Raw genomic sequence first — 22,746 nt, 5'->3', positions numbered from 1 at the left:
GGCTCACCCTGCACAAACCTGATAAAATTAGGATAACATGCATAATGCGGATCTGAAATAATGACCTGATCGCCGGGTTCTAAAAGAACTGAAAACATAATAAACATGGCGGGAGATGTCCCGGAAGATACCAGTACCTGGCCCGGGTCTATGGACACGTTGTATTCATTGAAATAGTGCTCACAAATTGCTTCTCTGAGCTCAATAAGACCAAGACTGTGCGTATAATGAGTATGGCCGTCATCAAGAGCTTTGCAGGCGGCTTTCTTGATGCACTCGGGGGTATCAAAGTCAGGCTCTCCAACCTCCAGGTGAATTATATGAATCCCGTTGCGCTCCATGTCGCCGGCTTTTTCGAGAACATCCATAACAATAAAGGAGGTCATCTCATTTGTCCGCTTTGACATCATTTTAACCTGATCCCCTAATCCTTAATCCTCTAATCCTCTAATCCCTATACAACCTTATTTAGCGGATATTCTATTATACCTTCGGCTCCGCTTTTTAACAGTTTTGGTATAAGCTCCCTTACTTTATCCGAGCTAACCACTGTCTCAACCGAAAACCATTTTGACTTGTAAAGAGGAGAGACCGTTGGAGCATTAAGACTCGGCAGCAACAATACAACATCTTCAAGAAGTGTTTCAGGAACATTCATCTTAAGTCCGACTAGTTTTTCACCTAAAAGAGCTCCTTTTAGCAAAAGAGCAATCTGTTCGAGCTTTTCTCTCTTTTCAGGGTTCTTCCAAACATTGTGATTTGCTATCAACCGGGTATTGGTCTGCATCAATTCGTGGATAATTTGAAGACCATGCGCCTTTATGGTGGTTTCGGTTTCCGTAACCTCTACAATGGCATCCGCAAGCCCTGAAACAACCTTTGCCTCGGTCGCCCCCCACGAAAATTCAACGATTACATCGATCCCACGCTCGGCAAAATATCTTCTTGTAAATTCCACCAGCTCGGTCGCGATCTTCTTTCCTTGAAGATCCTCGATTTTCTTGATCGGAGAATCATAAGGAACCGCGAGAACCCATCGCGCGGGCCGCGCGCTAACCTTGGAATAAACAAGGTCGCTTATAACATGAACATCGGAACTGTTTTCAGCTATCCAGTCCTTGCCTGTAAGCCCTGCATCAAGAGTTCCACTCTCAACATAACGTGACATTTCCTGAGCCCTGCATATGGTGCATTCTATTGTATCGTCGTTGATTTCAGGAAAGTAACTTCTGCCGTTGACATTAATCGTCCACCCTGAGCGCTTGAACAGCGCGATTGTAGCGTTTTGCAGACTTCCCTTGGGAATTCCCAGTTTTAATTTTGTTTTCATTTTTTATATATCTCCTCAGGGTCAAACACGGGTTTCCCAATAACCTTGATCGACCCATGTTCAATTTTTTTAAAAAAACAGCTCTTATATCCCATGTGACACGCGGCTCCGCCGATCTGCTCAACTTTCAAAAGCACAGTGTCATTATCACAATCAATTCTGATTTCCTTTACAATCTGCATATTTCCTGATGTTTTGCCTTTTACCCATAATTCCTTGCGGGTGCGGCTATAATAGGTGGCTTTGCCCGTGGAAAGCGTGGCCGCCCATGCTTCTTCATTCATAAAAGCAAGCATCAGCACTTCGTTGCTTTGATAATCCTGGACTATGGCCGGCAAAAGACCGCCCAGCTTACTGAAATCAAGTTTGATCATAATATATTTTCCTCTTTAAAAAGCTAAACTGTTACAAAAATCAAATTTTTAAAGTAACTTCGATATGAAACAATGTCAATAGCATCAAAATAAAATCAGCGATTACAGCCCGAATATTCTGCGATAGATACTATTATGGTAATTAAAAAGGCTTGAACCACGAGGGGCACGCCATCTGTTGGCCTTGGTTGTGACGCTGATACCAAGTGTCGCGCATAAAAAAAATAAAACCGCGTGAGCATGGCTATGAAAGCTTTCTAAGTCCATTTTATACTTTTAACACAGGTGTCCGGACTTAATCAATCACCTAAAAGAAAATTCATATAATCTGTGCTGAATATCCCTTGCTTAAGAGGTAGCCATTTGTTAGTAATAATAGTTTAAGGGGTTTCTTGACACCTAATACCTGACACATTTCATAAAAGTAGTTTTTTCACTTTTTACGATACAATCGGTGATTTGCAATAGATTATGACAAAACTTAAAAACGCCTCACAGATATTAAAAAAACGCGCCAGAGAGGAACAGGACAGCTATTTCTTAAAAATTGTCAGATTCCTTTTATGGTCAATACTTTTCCTTATAATATTCGGAGGATTTTCAGCTGCCGGCATTTATTTTTACCTGTGTAAAGATCTTCCTCAAATATCTTCTCTGGCAGATTACCGTCCTCCTTTGATCACAACGGTCTTTTCCGACAACAGCACAAAGATTGCCGAGTTTTATAAAGAACGCAGAATTGTGGTTCCTTTGCCTGATATCCCGCAGGTAATGATTGACGCCTTTATCGCCGCAGAGGACGCGAGATTCTTAAAACACAAAGGAATAGATTTTTCCAGCATTGTCAGAGCTTTTTTAAAAAATATCGAAGCAGGAACCATTGTTCAGGGCGGCAGCACTATTACGCAACAGGTTACAAAGTCCTTTTTTTTAACACCGGAAAGAAGTTACAGCCGGAAAATAAAAGAGGCTATCCTGGCATATAGAATAGACAAAACATTTACTAAAGAAGAAATACTTTTTTTGTATCTGAATCAAATATACTTAGGGCATGGGGCATATGGAGTAGAAGCGGCTTCCGAAAATTATTTCAATAAACCGGTCAAAGAGCTTAACCTTGCCGAATGCTCTGTTTTGGCAGGATTACCCCAGGCTCCCAGCCGATATTCCCCTTTCAGATATCCTGAAAGAGCAAAACAGCGCCAGATATATGTTTTAAATCGAATGGTTGCCGAAGGCTATATAACCAATATTCAAGCCGCGGAGGCCATAAATGCAAAGCTTGATATAAAGCCCAAACGTAACTGGTTTATTAATGAAGCTCCTTTTTACACGGAACATATAAGACGTTACATTGAAAAAAAATATGGCCCTGACACCTTATACAGGGAGGGGCTAAAAATTTATACGGCCATAAATATTGATACGCAAAAAACAGCCCGGGCAGAAATAGAAAAAGGCTTGATAGCTCTTGATAAACGTCAGGGTTACCGGGGGCCTTTAAAGCATATTGCCGTGGAAGAAATCGAAGCCTTTTCACAAGAAATTCAAAATGAGCTGGATAAAGAAAAAGACCTTGTTGCTGAAGAAAAAATCGTCACAGGCGTTGTAATCTCAATTGACAACATTAATAATACCGCGACTGTTCGCATTGGAAATGCCCGGGGTATAATAAAAATTGCCGATATGCGCTGGGCAAGAAAACCAGACCCCGAGGTCCCCCACTATGAATGCAGGCTCGAACATCCAGGAGATGCTCTAAAAACAGGAGATATTATTCTGGCCAGAATTAAAGGTAAAACAGAAAATTCAGATATATGGGAGCTTGCCCTTGAGCAGAAAGCAAATGCCCAGGCTGCCTTGCTGTGTGTTGAAAATGAAACAGGTCTTGTAAAGGCAATGATAGGGGGGCTGGGTTTCCGGGAAAGCCAGTTTAACAGAGCCACGCAATCAAGACGACAGCCTGGATCGGCTTTTAAACCGATAATATATGCGGCAGCGCTTGACAAGGGATATACACCTGCAAGCATAATAATTGATTCACCCATTGTTTTCCAGGACACGGAGCGTGACTTCACCTGGAAACCTAAGAACTATGGAGAAAAATTTTACGGCCCCACCCTTTTACGCGATGCTCTTGCAAAATCGCGCAATGTTATAACTATTAAGATTCTAAGAGATATTGGCATTGACTATGCCATAGATTACGCCAGGAAGCTCGGTATTACCTCGAATTTAAACAGAGATCTTTCATTAGCCCTTGGTTCTTCAGGAGTATCTTTGTTCGAGATAGTCAGGGCATATTCGGTTTTTGCCAATCTCGGTTATCTTGTGGAACCTGTCTTTATTACGAAAATTGTTGACAGAGATGGAAATGTTATAGAACAAATAAAACCTGAAAAGAAAAAGGTAATAGAAGCGAACACGGCCTATATCATGACAAGCCTTCTTGAAAGTGCGGTCAATAATGGAACCGGCCGCAGGGTGCGGGCATTAAACAGACCGGCTGCAGGCAAAACCGGCACAACTAACAATCTGCATGATGCCTGGTTTGTTGGATATACGCCGCGTTATATTACAGGCGTCTGGGTGGGTTTTGATGATGAAAACTGCCTTGGTAAGGCGGAAACAGGTTCCAGAGCGGCAAGCCCTATATGGCTTGGTTTTATGAAAAAAATTCTTAAAGATAAACCTGTCAGAATTTTTAATGTGCCGGAAGGGATTGTTTTCTCAAAAATTGATGCTGAAACAGGTCTGCTGCCTGCTGTTGAGTCTAAAAAGACAATTTTTGAATGCTTCAAGGAAGGAACCGTTCCAACAGAATATACAAAAAAATCGGATTCTATAACAGAACCTGAACAGTTTTATAAATCAGACATGTGAGTCGAATTCATAATGATTACCCTCAATCAATCTCCAGCATGTTCTCTGAAAGCGTCATATCAGGTATAATCTCAACCGATCTGACGTGAAATTTTTGTTTTAGTATTTTGATATTCCTGTTTTTTAAGCCCCTCATTTTGGAAATATTTTTCGGATTAACCTTTATTGAAATTATATCATGTAATTTTTCTTTTGATTCCAGTATAGATTCAGCCTTATCAAGAAAGATTTCAGAATATACAAGGTCACCAAAGGCTGGATGATATGGCCCTGCCAGCATTGTTGACCTCTTGTCAAGGCCCTCCGACGCCTGAAGCCCCATGCGTATTACATTAATCCTGTTTTTTTTAAACAATAAATAAAGATTCTTTACAAGGGTTACGCATTGTTCAAGGGGCAACGGAACATATTCACCCTTTTTATACCAATCGGCAAGAACACTGCCGACAAGGACGACAGTGGGATAAATCCTGACAAAACCAGGCTTCATCTCTGCAATCCTGCGGCCTGTTTCAAGAGCCCCTGTTTCGTCATCACCGGGCAGCCCCACCATCATCTGCAGTCCGATCTCATAATTTCGTTCTTTTAACAAACAAACAGCTTTTTCCGTGTCAACAGAGCTGTGTCCCCGCATGGCCATTGTCAACACACGGTCATCCATGGACTGAACACCAAGTTCAATGGTTGCAACCGGAAAATCCTTTATAGAATCAAGCCGCTCATTGTTTACAGTATCAGGCCTGGTGGAAAACCTTATGCTGTCAACCTTTCCCTGGCTTACAAACTTTGATGCCTCGTTAAGTAATGAGCCGGCATAATCACTTTTCAGCCCTAAAAAATTTCCGCCGTAGAATGCGATCTGGACCCCTTTCCTACAGGGTCTTCTGTAATTCAGAAACTCATTAATGTACGAGCCAAGCTTTTCAGCGGAAATTGTTTTTCGCTTTTTACCTGTTATTGCGGTCTGATTGCAAAAAGCACACTGGTGAGGACATCCGACATTGGGAAGAAAAACAGGAATAATAAAAGGCTTATGTGTTATTGTCATTTTTCATTAAAATTTCAAGCGCTTTTTTAGCTGCATCCTGCTCGGCGATCTTTTTACTTTTGCCGCTACCATCTACAACTACTTCGTAAACCTTAAGTTGCACATTGAATGTCTTGTCATGATCCGGTCCGCTTGCACTTATGACACTGTAAACAGGTGCTTCATTATGGGCTTCCTGGACAAGTTCCTGTATCCGGCTTTTGTAATCATGATCCGCTGCAGGGGCTGAAACAAGATGAAAGAGGGATGAAAAATGAGCGTCTATAATTTTAAATGCCGCGTCAAACCCGCCATCCAGATATACAGCAGCAATAACGGCCTCAAACGTATCAGCCAGAATTGATTTCTTTTCCTTGCCGTTTGTCTGAATCTCTCCCTTGCCTAATTTAATATATCGACCCAACTCTATTTTATCCGCAATGGTTGCAAGCTGAGATTCATTAACAAGGATAGCGCGCATTCTGGACAGATCACCCTCATCTATATCCGGATATCGCCGCATGAGAATATGCCCAATAACAAGGTCTAATACGGCGTCTCCCAAAAATTCAAGCCGTTCGTTATCTTTCATGTCTGTGCCAGGCTGTTCATTGACAAACGAACTGTGGCTGAGAGCTTCATCAAGGATATTGATATCATTAAATTTATATAGAAATTTTTGTTCAAATTCAGAAAGATCTATCTGTTTCATTTCATTTCCTGATGACTAGAAGTGCCTAAACTAAAAGTTACAAGTGCCTAAAGTTAAGGAATGCGCCTTCGGCGCTGCCAATTTTGACTTTTGTTCAGTTACTTGAAACCCTGCCGGACACTGGCATGTACGCTTGACAAGCTGATTCAAGTGCATAACGTCAAAACAAACAGGATTCCTTAACTTTAGGCACTTTAGGCACTTTAGCTCACTTTATTAATTTCTCATAAAGTTCATAAGGTACAAAAAGATCGCCCCTGCCTGATCCTATTTTTATATCAGGTTTAATAGAACCGTGAAAATCGGTCCCTCCGGTCATCAACAGGTCATAACGTTTTGCAATTTCAACATAAAAGGCGGTTAGATCAGGCGAGTGAGCGGGATAATAGGTCTCTATCCCCTTAAGGCCTAATTCCTTCAGGTTTACAATAAAATCTTCAAAGAGGTTTTTATTTTCAATGTGCATAAAAAAGGGATGAGCCAGTACGGGAATACCTCCTGCAGCAAGTATAATCTCAATTGCCTGTCCGCAGTCAAGGCGATATTTATCAATATATGCCGGCCTGCCGGCCCCAAGATATTTATCAAATGCTTCATTAAACGATTTCACGAAACCTCTTTTTACCATAAGCTGGGCAATATGAGGTCTTCCAAGTTGGCCTTCGCCAAATTCATCCGCAACATCTTTTAAAGAAAAATTTATCCCCAGATTATTAAGACACTTAACAATTCTTGGGTTCCGATTTCTCCTGGCCTCCTGAAGCATATCAAGCGTCCGGTTCAAAGCCGGATCATCAAGCCTGATAGAATAGCCCAACATGTGGAAGCTTCCTGTATAGGGAAGCCGCGAATTGGAAGATACACTAATTTCAACACCAGCTAAAAGTTTCAAGGAAGGGGGTATGTCAAGGGCAAACGCCTCTTTTGAGCCGTCAATAGTATCGTGATCCGTTATTGAAATAGCGCCCATGTTAAGACTATGGGCAAGGGAAATGATTTCCGGGGGAGAGAGTGTTCCGTCCGAAGCTGTAGAGTGGATGTGAAGATCTATCCCCACATACTTTTTATAATCCAAGAGCTTTTTCCAGAGACTCCTCTTCGGTTTTGCATCCAATACATTGTGTGGTAACGGGTCTGGCCTTAAGACGTTTAACAGAAATATCTTCTCCGCACTTTTCACAAATTCCGAAGGTGCCGTCATCAATGCGATCAAGGGCTTTTTTAATCTTCTTTATCAGCTTGCTTTCCCTGTCTCTTATACGAAGCATAAAATTGCGGTTCTCCTCAAGGGAGGCGCGATCCGTTGGATCCGGATAATTCTCTTTCTGAACGGTCATGCCGGAAACAGCATCATCCGCGTGGTTCAAAAGCTCTTCCAGCCGACAGGTTAGAAATTCTTTAAAAAATTCTACATCATTCTTTTTCATAGTCAATCTCTCAAAAAATTATAATGATTTTAAAAAATTAATCTTTAAACATAATTTAATCTATTAGTAAAGATAAAATTTGATGATGTCGTAAAAAGTCGAATTCAGAGTGCTAAGTAATCTCTTTAAGAAAAGCTTCAAGAGTCTTCATGTTGTTTATATTATAGATTTTGCAGGGATAATTTTCCGGCAAAATCTTTTTTAACAAACCGGCAAGCACCTTCCCCGGGCCGATCTCTGCAAAAATTTCTACCTTTTCATCCATCAGCCTGCGCATTGAATCATACCACCTGACAGGGCTGCAAAACTGTTTTGCCATAACTTCCTTAATTTCATCCGAATTCATTGCAAAGTCCGCAGTAACATTATGTACTATGGGTATCTCAGGCGCATTAAAGGGAACGGTTTCAAGAAATCCCTTGAATTCATCTTCAGCCCCTTTTATCAATTCGCTGTGCCATGCCCCGCTTACCTTTAAAGGGATTGTTTTTGCTCCCTGTAAGGAAGCAAGCGAGGAAACCTTCTCAACCTGAGCAGGAGCGCCGGTTATAACGATTTGATATGCAGTATTGTGATTTGCCACAGCCACAACCCCTTCTGCCCGGACCTCTTTAACAAGTTTATCAACAGCATCTATCGAAAGTCCAATGATTGCATGCATAGCCCCTTTATGCCTGGTAGATTCCCTGTGCATCAACTCTCCCCGCTTTAAAACAAGGCTGCACACATCCTCTTTTGAAACAGCCCCCGATGCATACAGCGCGCTATATTCGCCGAGACTGTGACCAGCCGTAATATCAGCTTTTACCCCCTCCTTTTTCACTGCGGCAAGACAGGCAAGGTTCACGGCAGTTACAGCGGGTTGAAGGTTAACGGTTTGGGTAAGATCTTCCATGGGGCCATTAAAGCAGAGTCTTGATAAATGTATCTTCGTGATCTCTTCTGCCATGTCAAAAACTTCCCGCACAAAATCGTATTCCTGATAAAGCTCAAGACCCATGCCGATTGACTGAGACCCCTGGCCTGGAAAAAGAAATGCTGTTTTTTTTACCATAATCCTCTAATCCTGCCCTCTGTTACTCATCAAGTTTAAAAAGTTTACGAGTTATATCAATGTATGCCGACTTGTTCCCATGACGACCATTCATTTTTAAAAAAAGGGTTGGATCATGCAAAATTTTGTTTATCAGCGCATCCGTCATCCTGCAGATAGCCTGACAATCGGCATCTGTCAGGTGGTTTAAATTTTGCAGCGTTTTCTTTATCTCTGTTTTTGCAATAGCATCCATTTTATCCCTTAACGCAACAATTGTAGGCACAGCATCCAGACTTTCATACCATTGCCGGAACCGGATTACAGCCTCATCAACAATTCTTTCCCCCTTGCAAGCCTCTTTATTACGATCCCCGATGTTTTCATCAATAACCCCTTTTAAATCATCAATGTCATAAACATAGGAATTGGTAAGGTCGTTGATTTCAGGGTCAATATCACGCGGGACTGCGATATCTATAAAGAAAATAGGACGGTTTCGCCTGCTGCGCATAACCCCTTTGACCTGGTTGCGCTTGATAATGAAATCAGGCGAGCCTGTTGAACTTATTATAATGTCCACGGTTTCTAAACAATCTGTAATCTCCTCAAACCGTATTGCCTTGCCCTTGAAATTTTTTGCCAGTTCAACGCCCCGTTCAAAGGTTCTGTTTGCGACAACAATATCACCTACCCTGTTTCTAATTAAATGCTCAATCGCGAGCTCCGCCATTTCACCAGCTCCGATAAGGAGTACTTTTTTGCCTTCAAGACTGCCGAATATTTTCCGTCCAAGCTCGATTGCCGCATAGCTTATCGATACCGCATGATTACCTATTCCTGTTTCAGTTCGAACACGTTTTGCCACAAAAAAGCTTCTGTGTAACAACCTGTTAAGAATGACCCCTGATGATTTTTTCGAGGTGGCTGTCAGATATGCTTCCTTTATCTGCCCTAAAATCTGAGGCTCTCCGACCATCATCGAATCCAGGCTTGATGCAACCCTGAAAATATGGCGCACAGCCTCATCGCCATGATGAATATAAAGAGCATCTTCAAAACCGGCAACCGGAATGTTCTTAAATTCTGAAATAAACATCTTAGCGGCTTTCAAAGCATCTGAACGGTTGTCTGTAGCTAATAGAATTTCAACACGATTACACGTGGAAAAAAGTACAGACTCAATAATTGCCGGATCCTTTTGAAAAATTTCCAGAGCAGCAGCAATCTCATCTTTAGAAAAAGCAAGACGCTCCCTGAGTTCAATCGGAGCTGTTTTATGATTTATTCCAAGTAATATAATATCAAGCATAGGTGATTATGTAGCGGTTTACAGTTTACGGTTTACAGGTTACGTTTATGCCATACGGAGTTGTTTTAAAAGATGAACGTCCAACATCGAACATTGAACATCGAACGTCGAATAATGATGTCGCTCCGCTTCTCAAATTATTTTAAAATCGAATAAAAAACCAATACCTAACATTAAACAGCTATTTCTCTTTCTTCATCTTTTCCCGTTCAACATTCGATGTTGGACGTTCGATGTTCGATGTTCATTTTTTCAGTCCATCCTGGGCAAAGCCAACTCGGCGCTTATGTGGCTTTACATCCTTGTAAACACCTCGTGGTGCCCTTTTAAAAAGAAATTTACCCCCAAAAAAGTAAATAACAGGACCGCAAATCCAATAATGGCCATTATTGCCGAACGCCGGCCGCGCCATCCAACGGTCAAACGCTCATGGAGCAGCACCGCATATAATATCCATGTTATACCTGACCAGACCTCCTTCGGGTCCCAGCTCCACAATTTACCCCAGACCAATTTTGCATAAACAAAACCCGCGGCAAGACCGATACTAAGAAAGGTAAATCCAACAGCAATACAGACATATCCTGTATAATCAAGCAGTTCCAGCGAGGGAAGACGCTTGAAAAAAAAGCCGTGGCGCTTTGTTTTGATGGCGCGCTCCTGCATGAGATATAAAATGCCAAGGCCGCATGCCAGAGCAAAGGATGCCTCGCCGATAAATATTGTAAGGATATGAAGCACCAGCCAAAAGTTGTTAAAAACATTCTTGGTTTCCGCAGATTCCGCCGGCAATTGGGAAGCAATAAGCATTACAATGGCTGCAAGCGGCGCAGCATATATGCCAAGTATCTTGAGATTGAATTTATACTGGAATACAATAAAAACACCGGCAACAGCCCACCCTGCTATAGTAACGGTTTCGCGAAGATTATGAACAGGTATGGTCCCTGTTTGAATAAACCAATAGACTATTGCGGCTGAATGCCACAAAAAACCGGTAATCAGCAGATAGCGTCCTGTTTGATGCAGATAATTTTTTTGAATAAAAAGATATAACAGGTATCCTGCGGTACTGAGCAAATAGAATAACACCGTAATATAAATTACAATATTCATATTAACCTTAGAGTTACAAGTGACTAAAATGCCTGTTTATAAGTCTTCAAACTCATATCCTTGACCAAGGATATCAAAAAACAGGGAATTTATATCTTCTTTTCTATTGGTCCTTATCATTTCAACAAGGTCGCTGCTTATTAATCGTTCAAAAATATGTTTATGGGCTTCCGGCTCATGTTTTTCGCTTAACAGTTTTTCCCGTATCGCTCCCATTAACCGGAGAAATTCGATATACTCAACGCCGAACTGTTTCTCAAGCTCTTTCCGAAGTTTTTTTGCAAAAGCAGGACTTTTCCCTGAAGTAGAGATGGAAATCACAAGATCCCCTCTGTTCACGATAGACGGAAGTATGAAGTTGCACACCTCGGGGCGGTCGGCAATATTGCACAGCATATTAAGTTTTTCCGCATCAGCGCTGATTTGACGGTTTAATTCTTCGTCATTGGTTGCGCCGATGACAAGAAATGTCCCGTCAAGATCAGAGGCCAGATAAGACCGCTTTTCCCATCTAATCAAACCATTATCTACAAGCTCCAGCAGTTTTTCGGTAGCATCAGGGCTGACAAGAGTTACTTTTGCGCCACAATCCAGAAGTGTTAAAACCTTGCGAGTGCCGACAGGGCCGCCCCCTGCAACCAGACATTTTCTATTCAGAATATCAAGACTTACCGGATAATATCTCATAAAAACCAATCTGTTATATAAAAAATCAACCTATCAATTTTTCTTGTCATACATCAACCCTTTTCACACACAACTATCGCGAAACATTACTACGTATCGAAATGATCTTTACATCTTCAACCGGCTTGCTTCCGACGTCAACATTAACAGCTCCTATTTTATCGACCACATCCATGCCCTTTATCACCCTGCCGAATACAGTGTGTTTGCCGGTAAGCCAGTCAGTATCTACGAGATTAATAAAAAACTGCGAGCCGTTGGTGTCAGGCCCTGAATTAGCCATGGCCAGCGAGCCGCGGACCGGGGAATGAGGCGATCCTTTGTCGGAATATGAATAGCCCATGTTTTCATAAATCTCCTTGACGGTAAAGGAGTTAAGCTTGTCTTTAACTTCATGCCGTCTCTGATCAAGCTCTTTCTGGGAAGTAATACCCATCTTTTGAAACAGCGGCGCAAGAATGATATTCTGATATTCCTCCTGGCTGCGAATCATAAGAAAAGGATGCGGGCCCTTTTTAGAATCCACTGCGTTTAACTTGTCGAGACCCAGAGCTGCAGCGTTGATCTCATCAGCAAAAGAGTAGCCCGGCCCTCCTCTGCCGTCGCCCATCGGGCAACCGCCCTGAATCATGAAATCCTTGATTGCTCTGTGAAAAATCAGGCCGTCATAAAAAGGCTTTTTGACTTTTTCGCCGGTCCGGGCATCTTTAAATTCCTTTGTGCCTTCAGCCAGGCCGATAAAATTAGCGACAGTTTCAGGCGCATCGTTTTGAAACAGTTCCACTTCAATATCACCTAAATTTGTTTGAATGATATACACAAAATTCTCCTTTTCTTTTAGCTCACCGCTCCACACGGTTGCCGCTAAAACGATTAAAATCAGCCCTGCTGTGATTAACCCTTTTTTCATTATATCACCCAACTTTTCTAATCCTGATATTTCACAAATAATACTTGATACTGCTTAAGCAAGTTCTATCTTCATCATGTCCTCAGCTAAAATCAAAGGGCCCGGCCAGGTCTTGCGGCACTGCTTTTCAATATCCACCTGATCGCATTCAGGATAAAAGTGGGTCAAAACCAGTTTTTTGACATTTGCCTGTCTCGCAATTCGGCCTGCAAGTGATGGGGTCAGATGGCCTGCAACCTTTAATTCGTCAGGAAGAGCAGATTCGCAAATAAGAATATCCGCATTTTTTGCCAGAGTAACAAGGTTATCGGAAAAATCAGTATCACCTGAATAGACAACCGATTTTCCACCTGAACCGGTTATTCGATAGGCTATGCTTTCATCACTATGCTCTACCGGAATCGACTTCACGGTAAAATCGCCGAAATCGATGGAATCCTTTGCCTTGTTATCCATCTCAACAATATTAAGCAGCCCCGGCTTAAGCTCTATCCATTCTCCATAGACATTTTTAAGCCTGGTGTAAAACTCAGAGAACCCACTCCCCGCCACGATCGTAAGCGGTTTTTGACGGCGCTCTATCTCCGGGTACTTTGTGGCAAACAGGAAGGAAACCAGCTCTCCTGTATGATCAGGATGTAAGTGGCTGAAAAAAATAAAGGAAATGTCGAAAATTTTTGTGCCGGCCTCAAGAAGCCTTCTCATTGTGCCGGGCCCGCAATCAAACAGCAACTTTGTCCCCCCTGTTTCCATCAAAACAGAGCATGAACTTCTCTTAAGGGAAGGCACGCATGTGCCTGAGCCCAGTATGGTCACAGATATATCCAAGTTATTAAAAAACCTTATTTATAAATTCATAAATGAATTCGTAAAAAGTCCAAAAATCACTTTTTGCGAACCGTGTTAAGTGTCACTAACCCACAACTTTTTTTTCGATTTTTCTGATGATCCATGTTAATAATTTCTCATCATCCTCAATGCTTACAATTCCATTTAAATCAGCGATCGGAATCTCGGCACGGGCCATGCTTTTATGCCCCCCGGCCAAACCAATGGCGCCAAAACTCTTTTTTGCCACATCTCCGGCATTCTTGCATATACCATCATTTCTAAAAACTATTACCAGCTTTCCCCCGCAACTACCTGAAATAATGCTCCATTTGACGGAATTTACACGCATAAAAAAATCCGCGATAAGCACGCATAGATCCGGACTTACAACCGGGCCAAGATGAACATATACCCTGTCTTTATGCCTGTGCATGTTCTCAAGAGCAATTTTGAAATATTTAAGAAAATCGAAACGCATCTCTGTCTGCTCGATCTTTCGCACAAGGTGAACATTGACATAGCGAAAAAGAAACTGAAATGCCCGGACATCCTCAAATGAAGTCTCCCTGATAAAGTTGTTTGTATCTGTCTTTATGGCAAAAAACAGTCCGGTAGCAAGTTTGGCGGAGGGTTTTATTTTGGCTGCCCTCAAATATTCGGTCAAAATACTGGCAGCAGCGCCGTATTGGGGACAGATATCCATAAAAGAGGCCTGTGCGCCTGTTTCAGGATGATGGTCAATTATTACATCAGGATTTATTCCTGAAAAGGCATCATTGTGTTCCGGCTGGGAATCAACCATGACAAAACGGTTAAACCCGGCGCTGTCAATCTTTGATATATGCGTTAGATCGACCCCCAAAAGCCGGATCATGACCAGGTTGTCCGGACGTTCGATTATATTGATATTTGAAATATCCACACTTGCCACTTTGTGCCACAGCAGCCTTTTAACGGCCATGGCGCTGGCGATCGAATCCGGATCAGCATTAATTACTACAAGAACATGATCATCGCTGGAAAATTGATCATAGAAACGGCGCAACTTTTCTGGAACAGAAAGACTCATATAAAAATTTTACGATGAATTATAACAAATTTCAATAAGTTTTATAACTATTCAACAGGTGATAACTGACGGAAAACAATTTGATCCTTTTCCCCTTCGGCTTCCGCACTAACACTACTTCCTTCTAAAATATTTCCTTTTAAAATCTCCATGGCCAGGGGATTTTCAATATACTTTTGTATTGCCCGCTTTAATGGTCGAGCGCCGTATATCGGATCATAACCTTTATCCGCAAGAAACGATATTGCACTATCTGAAACAGCAAGATTAATATTCTTTTCAGAAAGTCTTGAGCTTAGTCTTTTTATCTGAATTTCAACGATATTACGAATCTGCTCAGGCGCCAGGTTATGGAAAATTATTATGTCATCTATTCTGTTTAAAAATTCAGGCTTAAAATTTGCGTGAAGCGCTTCGGTCACCCTTGATTCCATCTCTTCCCGTCTTGAAGCGCCAAGCTCCTGAATCCACTGGCTGCCGACGTTTGACGTCATGACGATTATACTGTTTTTAAAATCGACCGTTCTTCCGTGGCCGTCTGTCATGCGTCCGTCATCTAAAATCTGGAGCAGGACATTAAAAACTTCTGGATGTGCCTTTTCAATTTCGTCAAAGAGCACTACCGAATAGGGCCTCCTGCGAACAGCCTCCGTTAAGTAGCCCCCCTCTTCATATCCCACATAACCGGGCGGCGCCCCTATAAGCCTTGATACAGAATGTTTTTCCATATATTCAGACATGTCGATCCTTACCATTGCCTGTTCACTGTCAAAAATAAATTCCGCCAGCGCCTTGGCAAGCTCGGTTTTCCCTACGCCTGTCGGCCCCATAAAAATAAAGGATCCTATAGGACGGTTTTGATCCTGAATGCCCGAGCGAGCGCGTCGAACAGCATTTGACACGGCCTCGACCGCCTCCTCCTGTCCGATAACCCTGAGCCTCAGGCGATCCTCCATATGCACAAGTTTTTCCCTTTCGCCCTCAAGCATTTTGCTCACGGGAATCCCGGTCCACCTGAATATCACACCGGCAATATCCTCATCATCAACCTCCTCTTTCAGCATTTTACCATCTTTCTGAAGGTTAGACAGTTTTAGCCTTGCCCCATCCAGGCCTTTTCTCAGATCAACCGCCTTTCCGTATCTGATTTCAGCAACCTTTGCCAGGTTTCCATCCCTCTCAGCCTGCTGCTCTTCAATTCCGAGCTGCTCAATCTTTTCCTTGATCTCTCTTATTGTTTTAATGGCCTCTTTTTCACCGCGCCAGTGGTCTTTCATTTTATAGAGCTCACCCTGCATGGTCTCCAGCTCCTTTTCAAGCTTTACAAGCCTCTCCTTTGAAGCTGGATCAGATTCCTTTTTCAAGGCTTCGCGTTCAATTTCAGCCTGGGTTATTTTATGCTGAATCTCATCTATTTCCACAGGCATGCTGTCTATTTCCATCCTGAGCTTTGAGGCGCATTCATCCACCAGATCAATCGCCTTGTCCGGAAGAAAGCGATCTGAAATATAACGGTTTGAAAGAGCTGCGGCAGCTACAATGGCTGAATCCTTAATCCGCACCCCGTGATGCACTTCGTATTTTTCCTTTAAACCGCGAAGAATGGAAATCGTATCCTCAACGCTCGGCTCACGCACCATTACAGGTTGAAACCGCCTTTCAAGTGCAGCGTCCTTTTCAATATATTTTCTATATTCTTTCAATGTAGTCGCGCCCACGCACCGCAATGTTCCCCTGGCAAGAGCGGGCTTTAACATGTTTGACGCATCCATGGATCCTTCGCTTGCGCCTGCGCCGACGAGGGTATGAAGCTCATCTATGAAAAGTATTACCTCCCCCTCCGCGCGTTCCACCTCTTTTAAAACCGCCTTTAAGCGATCCTCAAATTCGCCCCTGTACTTGGCCCCTGCAATCAGCGCCCCCATATCCAGGGACACAACCCGACGATTTTTCAGGCTCTCGGATACATCCCCTTCAATTATGCGCTGGGCAAGGCCTTCAACAATCGCTGTCTTTCCGACCCCTGGCTCGCCTATGAGAACAGGATTGTTCTTGGTGCGTCTCGAAAGCACCTGGGCGATACGCCTGATTTCATCATCACGGCCGATAACCGGGTCAAGCTTCCCAAGGCGGGCAAGATCGGTAAGATCCCGGCTGAACCTGTCAAGGGCCTGATATTTTTCTTCAGGATTAGGGTCGGTTATCCTCTGCGATCCTCGGATATCCATAAGAACCTTCAGGAGAGATTCCCTTTTTATCCCGTAAGTGCTTAAAATCTCTGTTGCCTTACAATCCTTTTTATCTGAAATCGCCAGGAAGATATGCTCAATGCTTACATATTGATCCTTCATTTTATCTGCTTCAACAAAAGCCGCCTCAAGCACATCACTGGTTGTCTGAGAAACATGAACGTCACCCATTCCGGTTCCGCCTATCTTTGGAAGCTTATCAACGGCAAACGCCATATCCCGGGCAACGCCGCCTGGAGAAACTCCAAGCTTGCGGAGCATTGCCTTTGCGATCCCTTCCTCCTCTGCCAACATTGCGCCCATTAAATGTTCAGGCTCGATCTGCTGATTATTATGCTGTGAGGCCAGGGTATGGGCATTTTGAATAAGTTCCTGTGATTTTATTGTTAATTTATCAAAACGCATAATGCCTCCTGATTAGTGCCTGAACCAAAAGACCGTTCAGTCACAATTGTGAATTTGAAATTGTGAATTTTGAATTTCATAACTTAAAAAATAAACACCGGCTGTTTGATGTCAAACCGGGGTTAGGGGTCAGAAGTCAGGAGTCGGAGGTCAGGGCATCTGTTTGCCGCAAAAGGGACAGAACTTGAAATCCTTATGCAGAGCTCTGCCGCAATTACTGCACCTTAAGTCCTTTTTGCCCTGCCATAGATTATCATCCATGCCGAAATCATGTATATTTCTTTCACAATTATCACACATGATAAAAGGCTCGCCTTTTTTCACCCTTAAAATCGGAATGAAAAATATGTTAAAGTAATGGTCAACCCTTTTAAAATAGGCACGAGCCAGCCCGCATACAGGACATAGCCTCGGGTTTTCATCAAGTATCTTTGTTTTTGGGGAAACCCCTGCAATCAGAAACATTTATTAGAACCATTCACAGAATGTTGAAACTGGAAAATAGAAATTGGAAATTTGGCCTTCATACTTTTGTACTATTGATAAACGCATTCAATTTTGGGCCAAGTTTTTCAACTATTGCCTTGTATTCTGTTGCGGTTGACTCAGATAAAACTTTTCTTCTGATGAGTTTTCGCAACCATGATTTGGTTTCTTTAAGTGAACCTCTTGAATATAGATAAAACTTTTTCCTGTCAGCGGGAGTATATCGACCATAGCCTTCCGCTATATTTGCGGCTATGCTGTCGGATGATCGTATAATCTGATAGCCCACAGTGTTCTGAACTTTTTTGTTCCACTTATCAAAGTCATTCCAGACCATATCTGACAACTCTTCCGCAAGTTTGTAGACATCCAACTCGTAAACTCGTTTCATCTTTTCCTAATTTCTACTTTCCAGTTTCCAATTTCAAGCCGTGAAGGCTATCGTTATCCTTTATTATAACTGCGAAATCTTGAGGCCAGCCCTTTTAGAGCTGTTGCCATAATATAGGCCAGCCCGGCAACAACTATAATTGTAGCCCCTGAAGGAAGGTCCTGCTTATATGAAATAACAAGTCCGGATGTTGTAAATACCGCTCCAAACAGCGAGGCAAGAATCATCATTTTCCCGAGGCTTGACGCAAAATAACGCGCTGTTGCGGCAGGAAGTGTCAGAAGCGCTATCACAAGTATAATCCCCACCACCTGGATAAGCATTACAACTGTCACGGCAACGAGGCAAAGCAAAAGCAAATATGTGCTTTCCACGCTGACACCCTGCAGCCGGCTATACTCCTCATCAAAGCATACGGCTAAAAAACGTTTGTAAAAAACTATCACCAGCGAAATAACAACCAGATCAAGACAGGCCACAAACAATATGCTTTCTCTTTTCACCATCAGAATGTTGCCGAACAGATAACTCATAAGATCTACATTATAGCCCGGTGTTTTATAGATAAATAATATCCCGACAGCCATGCCAACAGCCCACAAAGCCCCTATCAGTGTGTCCTCGTGCTGGTGATAACGAAGACTTACAAATCCGATTAAAAGTGCGGAAATAATTGCCAGCACAAAGGCTCCATGTATGGGATTAAAACCATAGTAATACGCCGCTCCCATACCGCCAAGAACCGCGTGAGATATTCCTCCGCTGATGAAAACTATCCGTCTGGTCACAACATATGTTCCCATAACCCCGCATGCCACACTGGCCAGCAGGCCGACAATAAAGGCGTTTTGCATAAAAGTCTGGCTTTGAAGCACATGAATAAATTCAAACATAATTATATTGGGTGTTAAGTGTTAAGTGTTAAGAAAACTTCTGACTTTTAATCCTAAATCCAATAGTAAGCGTTCATATAACGTTGAAATTAGAAAATAGAAATTGGAAATTTGGCCTTCATATTAGAATTTTCGCAACCATTCTCCCTAATTTCTACTTTCCAATTTCAAGTTTCAAGCAGCAGTAAACGGCTGCGAAAATCTTTAATCCTCTAATCCCTTAATATTATAATTCGCATTTATGCTTTATCATATGAACCGGCCCTCCATAGCACGCCTCGATCACATTCGACGTAACATGCTCTATTGGGTTGCAGACAAGGCTCCGGTTAACACATGCCACCTGATTCACATATGTGGAAATAAAACCAAGGTCGTGAGAAACAAGAATTATGGTTGCTTTTTTATTAAGCCTTTTCAACAGTTCATAAATATCCTGTTCCACCCTTCCGTCTATGCTTGCTGTCGGCTCATCAAGAAGGAGCATTTCAGGTCTTCCCACCAATGCCCTTGCCATAAGGACCCGCTGTCTCTGCCCTCCGGACAGGGTTCCGAAGCGGTGATCGCGGAATTCATAAATTTCCACCTCTTTCAAAGCCTCTTCAGCCATCTCCCTGTCAATTTTCCGGTACCTTCCAATCAACGGAGCCTTTCCCAGCCGGCCTATCAGAACCACATCCATTACACTGATTGGAAAGCCGGAGTCAATTTCCGCATACTGCGGCACATAGCCGATGGAAGGCCTTGCCCGTTCAGGCGCCTGGCCAAATACCCGAACACTGCCCCTTAAAGGATGAATCAGGCCGAGAATTAATTTCAAAAGCGTGGTTTTGCCGCTCCCGTTAGGACCTACTATCCCTAAAAAATTACCCTCTTCAACAGTCAGCGTGATATCCTTTAGCACAAGAATATCATCATAGGCAAAATCTACATTTCTGATTTCCACAACCGTTTTATTCATGGTCATTGTATTGCCCTGCAAAATGTCTCGACAATCATCTTCATATTATTAAGATAATCTTTTGCCAATGGATCAATCTGAATTATCCTTCCCTTAATAGCGGCAGCTATGGCTTCAGCGCTTTTTTCGCTGAACTGTTTTTGCACAAAGATTATCTTTATTCCATTATTTTTTGCCTCTTCAATGAGATCGGCAAGCTCTTTTGCCCCTGGATCTTTCCCTCCGATTTCAACCGGTATCTGTTCCAGCCCGTAATCACGGGCAAAGTATCCCCAGGCAGGGTGAAAAACCATAAATTTCCGGACGCCGGGACCTTTCAGGCTTTGCTCTATTTCCATATCCAGTTTATCAAGGTCATCGTGAAAGGCTTTTAAGTTTTTCCGATAATACTCCGTGCAAACATCATCCACAGAGATCAGGGCATCGCATATATTTTTGGCCTGAATCTTAACCAGCTTCAAACTTAACCAGATGTGAGGATCCTTTCGGCCTCTATATTCTTCAGCATGTTGCGTGTCTTCATGATGGTGATGGGTCTTTATGGGAAAAAGCCGTACACCGCGTCTGGTATCTATCACCTTCAGCTTCGGATGCGCACTGCTTATCCGATCCATCCACACATCCTCAAAAGGCGCTCCGATGCTAAAGAAAAGCTTTGCCTTGCCGAGTTCAACCATCTGTCTGGGCATAGGCTCATAAGTGGCGGGACTCTGGCCAGGCCCAACCATAACGGAAACATCCACCCTGTCGCCCCCGACGCGCTCCACAAAGTATGCCTGCGGCAGGATACTGACAAAAACCTTAATCTTTTCCGTATCGCTTTTTTTCGATTTTGCACAAACATTGCCGCTGCTAAGGCAAAAAAGCAAAAATACAGCACAGAATATACAGGCGGATATATTTTTCATAATCCTTAATCCCTGATCCCTTCTTTCACCGCTTTTATTATCCATTCGGCAGCCTGATCAACTTCATCCTGAGTAGTCGGGCGGCCAAGGGTAAGGCGAACCGCCCCTGTTGCCGATTCACGGGAGACCCCCATTGCCGCCAGAACATGAGAAATAGTCGTTGAACGGTCCTTGCAGGCAGCGCCGGTGGATGCGCAAAGATTTGGGATTCTTTTCAGAATTTTTTCCCCTGTCTGCCCTGGAAAGGAAAGATTTAATGTATTGGGAAGTCGATTGTCAAGGTGGCCGTTTAATGCCGCCTCAGGTATGGCTGACACTATCTTATCAAGCAGCCTGTCTCTAAGGCCGACGATGCGCGGTGTGTCATCCTTCATATTCTTTGCCGCCGACTTGCAGGCAGCCCCCAAACCTACATTAAGAATTACATTTTCGGTGCCTGCTCTGCGGCCCGACTCCTGACCACCACCATGAATCAAGGGAACCATCTCTATGCCGTCTCGGATATAGAGCGCACCCACCCCCTTAGGAGCATATAATTTATGACCGGCCACTGATAAAAAATCCACGCACAGATCGCTTACATCGGTTTTCACCTTGCCGACAGACTGGGCGGCGTCTGTATGAAATAAAATGCCGTGTTCCCTTGAAATCCGGCCGATTTTCTGAACAGGCTGCAAGGTGCCTGTTTCATTGTTCGCATGCATAACGGAAATTAATACAGTATCTTTTTTGATAGCATTTTTTATATCGTCCGGATCAACAGAGCCATAGCTGTCCACATGAAGAAAGGTAACATCCCAGCCGTTTTCCATTAGAAAGATAGCAGGATTGAATATGGCAGGGTGCTCGATCTCGGTTGTAATGATATGACGTCCTTTATCACGCAGGCTCAATGCCACACCCTTTAATACCATATTGTTTGATTCGCTCCCTCCGCTGGTAAAGACGATTTCTCCGGATTCACACCCGAGAAGTCTTGCCACCTGGCCACGCGCCTTTTCCAGCGCCTGCTTTGCCCTTATCCCCGGAGAATATGAGCTGCTGGGATTCCCGAATTCTTCCTTGATAAAAGGCATCATAGCTTCAGCAACCTCCGGAGCTATCGGAGTTGTAGCATTATAATCAAGATAGATCATCTGTTTGCTCCCTGAAAATTGATGGCTTTCGTAAAAAGTCTAATTTATCAGGTTCCAAATTTCACGGATAGAAACTCAAAGGCTTAGGGATTCGAGGCTTAGGGATTAATAATTTTCTTAACACCTAACACCTAACACTTAACACCTAACACTTTTCTTCACGCTCCTGCATGGGAATGCATACCTATTTTAACCGTGAACCGATAACTGTAAACCGTAAACAATTACAAAGCTTTAATACTACGAATTTTTTTAACTCACAACATTTTTTCCATTCATATTTTTCCCTTCTCGCCTCTTTGATCAACTACGGCCTGGCAAAAACATTTCGCCCGGCTCTAACTGGTCAAACCCGGGAACAAATGGAGTCAAGTCTACTATTGACCCATATAAGATAAAATATTATATGGGTCAATATGTCACGTCCATTTAGAATAGAATATTCTGCTAATTGAACCGCAAAAGCGAGCGCACTCCTCTCTGCTTGCGGCGGGGAGCTTCAAATATCTGAAATGTATAATGCAAATGTAGCCGCATAGAAATATTTCAAGATGCATGAGGTATCTGAACAGCGTGTACACACAGAGATATATGGAGTAGGTCTCT

The 22,746-nt window shown here is 42.9% G+C and carries 22 protein-coding genes; 1 reads left to right on the top strand and 21 read right to left on the bottom strand.

The genetic code is table 11. The annotated features are described in order from the left end of the window. The 3 genes from VMW78_09250 to hisI all read right to left on the bottom strand — a co-directional run. On the bottom strand, positions 1-410 hold a 410-nt coding region (locus VMW78_09250; GenBank protein ID HUV51189.1), incomplete at its 3' end, for an aminotransferase class I/II-fold pyridoxal phosphate-dependent enzyme. Between the two features lie 44 nt (positions 411-454). Next, complete coding sequence (gene hisG / locus VMW78_09245) at positions 455-1,330, bottom strand: ATP phosphoribosyltransferase (protein HUV51188.1); 876 nt, start codon at positions 1,328-1,330, stop codon at positions 455-457. Next, entirely contained in the window at positions 1,327-1,704 is a 378-nt protein-coding gene (gene hisI / locus VMW78_09240; protein ID HUV51187.1) for a phosphoribosyl-AMP cyclohydrolase, read from the bottom strand. Before hisI ends, hisG begins: the two co-directional genes overlap by 4 nt. 471 nt (positions 1,705-2,175) lie before the next feature. Here hisI and VMW78_09235 point away from each other — a divergent pair, with 471 nt between their 5' ends. Then, positions 2,176-4,587, top strand: coding sequence for a PBP1A family penicillin-binding protein (locus VMW78_09235; GenBank protein ID HUV51186.1), 2,412 nt, complete (start codon positions 2,176-2,178; stop codon positions 4,585-4,587). A gap of 22 nt (positions 4,588-4,609) precedes the next feature. Here VMW78_09235 and VMW78_09230 read toward each other — a convergent pair whose 3' ends face one another. The 18 genes from VMW78_09230 to VMW78_09145 all read right to left on the bottom strand — a co-directional run bounded on the left by VMW78_09230 (position 4,610) and on the right by VMW78_09145 (position 22,140). Further along, entirely contained in the window at positions 4,610-5,635 is a 1,026-nt protein-coding gene (locus VMW78_09230) for a radical SAM protein (protein HUV51185.1), read from the bottom strand. Beyond that, positions 5,619-6,326 (bottom strand): ribonuclease III, encoded by a 708-nt coding sequence (rnc, locus tag VMW78_09225; protein HUV51184.1) that lies wholly within the window; start codon positions 6,324-6,326, stop codon positions 5,619-5,621. The genes VMW78_09230 and rnc overlap by 17 nt, the downstream gene beginning before the upstream one ends. A 208-nt stretch (positions 6,327-6,534) precedes the next feature. Continuing rightward, the gene (locus VMW78_09220) at positions 6,535-7,401 is read right to left on the bottom strand and encodes a PHP domain-containing protein (protein ID HUV51183.1); all 867 of its coding nucleotides are present in this window, start codon (positions 7,399-7,401) and stop codon (positions 6,535-6,537) included. Further along, positions 7,391-7,753 carry an RNA polymerase-binding protein DksA gene (gene dksA / locus VMW78_09215; protein HUV51182.1) on the bottom strand — a complete coding sequence of 121 codons (363 nt, stop codon included), beginning with the start codon at positions 7,751-7,753 and terminating at the stop codon, positions 7,391-7,393. Before dksA ends, VMW78_09220 begins: the two co-directional genes overlap by 11 nt. Positions 7,754-7,865: 112 nt before the next feature. Further along, positions 7,866-8,807, bottom strand: a complete 942-nt coding sequence (gene fabD, locus VMW78_09210) for an ACP S-malonyltransferase (protein ID HUV51181.1) — start codon at positions 8,805-8,807, stop codon at positions 7,866-7,868. Between the two features lie 22 nt (positions 8,808-8,829). Continuing rightward, complete coding sequence (hemA, locus tag VMW78_09205; GenBank protein HUV51180.1) at positions 8,830-10,098, bottom strand: glutamyl-tRNA reductase; 1,269 nt, start codon at positions 10,096-10,098, stop codon at positions 8,830-8,832. Between the two features lie 294 nt (positions 10,099-10,392). Further along, positions 10,393-11,214 (bottom strand): c-type cytochrome biogenesis protein CcsB, encoded by an 822-nt coding sequence (ccsB, locus tag VMW78_09200; protein HUV51179.1) that lies wholly within the window; start codon positions 11,212-11,214, stop codon positions 10,393-10,395. Between the two features lie 36 nt (positions 11,215-11,250). After that, the gene (locus tag VMW78_09195; GenBank protein ID HUV51178.1) at positions 11,251-11,901 is read right to left on the bottom strand and encodes a bifunctional precorrin-2 dehydrogenase/sirohydrochlorin ferrochelatase; all 651 of its coding nucleotides are present in this window, start codon (positions 11,899-11,901) and stop codon (positions 11,251-11,253) included. Between the two features lie 73 nt (positions 11,902-11,974). Further along, positions 11,975-12,811, bottom strand: coding sequence for a peptidylprolyl isomerase (locus VMW78_09190; GenBank protein ID HUV51177.1), 837 nt, complete (start codon positions 12,809-12,811; stop codon positions 11,975-11,977). A gap of 54 nt (positions 12,812-12,865) precedes the next feature. After that, positions 12,866-13,627, bottom strand: a complete 762-nt coding sequence (locus VMW78_09185; protein HUV51176.1) for a ribonuclease Z — start codon at positions 13,625-13,627, stop codon at positions 12,866-12,868. Between the two features lie 97 nt (positions 13,628-13,724). Further along, on the bottom strand, positions 13,725-14,711 hold the full coding sequence (locus VMW78_09180) for a DHH family phosphoesterase (protein ID HUV51175.1): 987 nt from the start codon (positions 14,709-14,711) through the stop codon (positions 13,725-13,727). Between the two features lie 47 nt (positions 14,712-14,758). Then, positions 14,759-17,365: an ATP-dependent chaperone ClpB gene (gene clpB / locus VMW78_09175; protein HUV51174.1), complete on the bottom strand. Its 2,607-nt coding sequence runs from the start codon at positions 17,363-17,365 to the stop codon at positions 14,759-14,761. A gap of 150 nt (positions 17,366-17,515) precedes the next feature. Continuing rightward, positions 17,516-17,830 carry a zinc ribbon domain-containing protein gene (locus VMW78_09170; protein HUV51173.1) on the bottom strand — a complete coding sequence of 105 codons (315 nt, stop codon included), beginning with the start codon at positions 17,828-17,830 and terminating at the stop codon, positions 17,516-17,518. A 58-nt stretch (positions 17,831-17,888) separates the two neighbouring features. Then, positions 17,889-18,242: a four helix bundle protein gene (locus VMW78_09165; protein ID HUV51172.1), complete on the bottom strand. Its 354-nt coding sequence runs from the start codon at positions 18,240-18,242 to the stop codon at positions 17,889-17,891. A 53-nt stretch (positions 18,243-18,295) separates the two neighbouring features. Beyond that, on the bottom strand, positions 18,296-19,135 hold the full coding sequence (locus VMW78_09160; protein ID HUV51171.1) for a metal ABC transporter permease: 840 nt from the start codon (positions 19,133-19,135) through the stop codon (positions 18,296-18,298). Positions 19,136-19,361: 226 nt separating this feature from the next. Beyond that, positions 19,362-20,102, bottom strand: coding sequence for an ABC transporter ATP-binding protein (locus VMW78_09155; protein HUV51170.1), 741 nt, complete (start codon positions 20,100-20,102; stop codon positions 19,362-19,364). After that, positions 20,099-21,049 (bottom strand): zinc ABC transporter substrate-binding protein, encoded by a 951-nt coding sequence (locus tag VMW78_09150; GenBank protein HUV51169.1) that lies wholly within the window; start codon positions 21,047-21,049, stop codon positions 20,099-20,101. Before VMW78_09150 ends, VMW78_09155 begins: the two co-directional genes overlap by 4 nt. After that, positions 21,010-22,140, bottom strand: coding sequence for a cysteine desulfurase family protein (locus VMW78_09145; protein ID HUV51168.1), 1,131 nt, complete (start codon positions 22,138-22,140; stop codon positions 21,010-21,012). The genes VMW78_09150 and VMW78_09145 overlap by 40 nt, the downstream gene beginning before the upstream one ends. Between the last annotated feature and the right edge of the window lie 606 nt (positions 22,141-22,746).

The organism is Anaerolineae bacterium (genome assembly GCA_035529315.1).
Taxonomy (GTDB): domain Bacteria; phylum Desulfobacterota; class Desulfobacteria; order Desulfobacterales; family ETH-SRB1; genus Desulfaltia.
Note: the sequence above shows the minus strand (reverse complement) of the source record. Positions and strands in the feature narration are given on the sequence as shown.

Excerpts from the sequence above, each read along its gene's own strand:
- hisG (HUV51188.1), bottom strand. The coding sequence starts at position 1,330 with ATGAAAACAAAATTAAAACTGGGAATTCCCAAGGGAAGTCTGCAAAAC.
- hisI (HUV51187.1), bottom strand. The coding sequence starts at position 1,704 with ATGATCAAACTTGATTTCAGTAAGCTGGGCGGTCTTTTGCCGGCCATA.
- VMW78_09235 (HUV51186.1), top strand. The coding sequence starts at position 2,176 with ATGACAAAACTTAAAAACGCCTCACAGATATTAAAAAAACGCGCCAGA.
- VMW78_09230 (HUV51185.1), bottom strand. The coding sequence starts at position 5,635 with ATGACAATAACACATAAGCCTTTTATTATTCCTGTTTTTCTTCCCAAT.
- rnc (HUV51184.1), bottom strand. The coding sequence starts at position 6,326 with ATGAAACAGATAGATCTTTCTGAATTTGAACAAAAATTTCTATATAAA.
- dksA (HUV51182.1), bottom strand. The coding sequence starts at position 7,753 with ATGAAAAAGAATGATGTAGAATTTTTTAAAGAATTTCTAACCTGTCGG.
- fabD (HUV51181.1), bottom strand. The coding sequence starts at position 8,807 with ATGGTAAAAAAAACAGCATTTCTTTTTCCAGGCCAGGGGTCTCAGTCA.
- hemA (HUV51180.1), bottom strand. The coding sequence starts at position 10,098 with ATGCTTGATATTATATTACTTGGAATAAATCATAAAACAGCTCCGATT.
- ccsB (HUV51179.1), bottom strand. The coding sequence starts at position 11,214 with ATGAATATTGTAATTTATATTACGGTGTTATTCTATTTGCTCAGTACC.
- VMW78_09195 (HUV51178.1), bottom strand. The coding sequence starts at position 11,901 with ATGAGATATTATCCGGTAAGTCTTGATATTCTGAATAGAAAATGTCTG.
- VMW78_09190 (HUV51177.1), bottom strand. The coding sequence starts at position 12,811 with ATGAAAAAAGGGTTAATCACAGCAGGGCTGATTTTAATCGTTTTAGCG.
- VMW78_09180 (HUV51175.1), bottom strand. The coding sequence starts at position 14,711 with ATGAGTCTTTCTGTTCCAGAAAAGTTGCGCCGTTTCTATGATCAATTT.
- clpB (HUV51174.1), bottom strand. The coding sequence starts at position 17,365 with ATGCGTTTTGATAAATTAACAATAAAATCACAGGAACTTATTCAAAAT.
- VMW78_09170 (HUV51173.1), bottom strand. The coding sequence starts at position 17,830 with ATGTTTCTGATTGCAGGGGTTTCCCCAAAAACAAAGATACTTGATGAA.
- VMW78_09165 (HUV51172.1), bottom strand. The coding sequence starts at position 18,242 with ATGAAACGAGTTTACGAGTTGGATGTCTACAAACTTGCGGAAGAGTTG.
- VMW78_09160 (HUV51171.1), bottom strand. The coding sequence starts at position 19,135 with ATGTTTGAATTTATTCATGTGCTTCAAAGCCAGACTTTTATGCAAAAC.
- VMW78_09155 (HUV51170.1), bottom strand. The coding sequence starts at position 20,102 with ATGACCATGAATAAAACGGTTGTGGAAATCAGAAATGTAGATTTTGCC.
- VMW78_09150 (HUV51169.1), bottom strand. The coding sequence starts at position 21,049 with ATGGATAATAAAAGCGGTGAAAGAAGGGATCAGGGATTAAGGATTATG.
- VMW78_09145 (HUV51168.1), bottom strand. The coding sequence starts at position 22,140 with ATGATCTATCTTGATTATAATGCTACAACTCCGATAGCTCCGGAGGTT.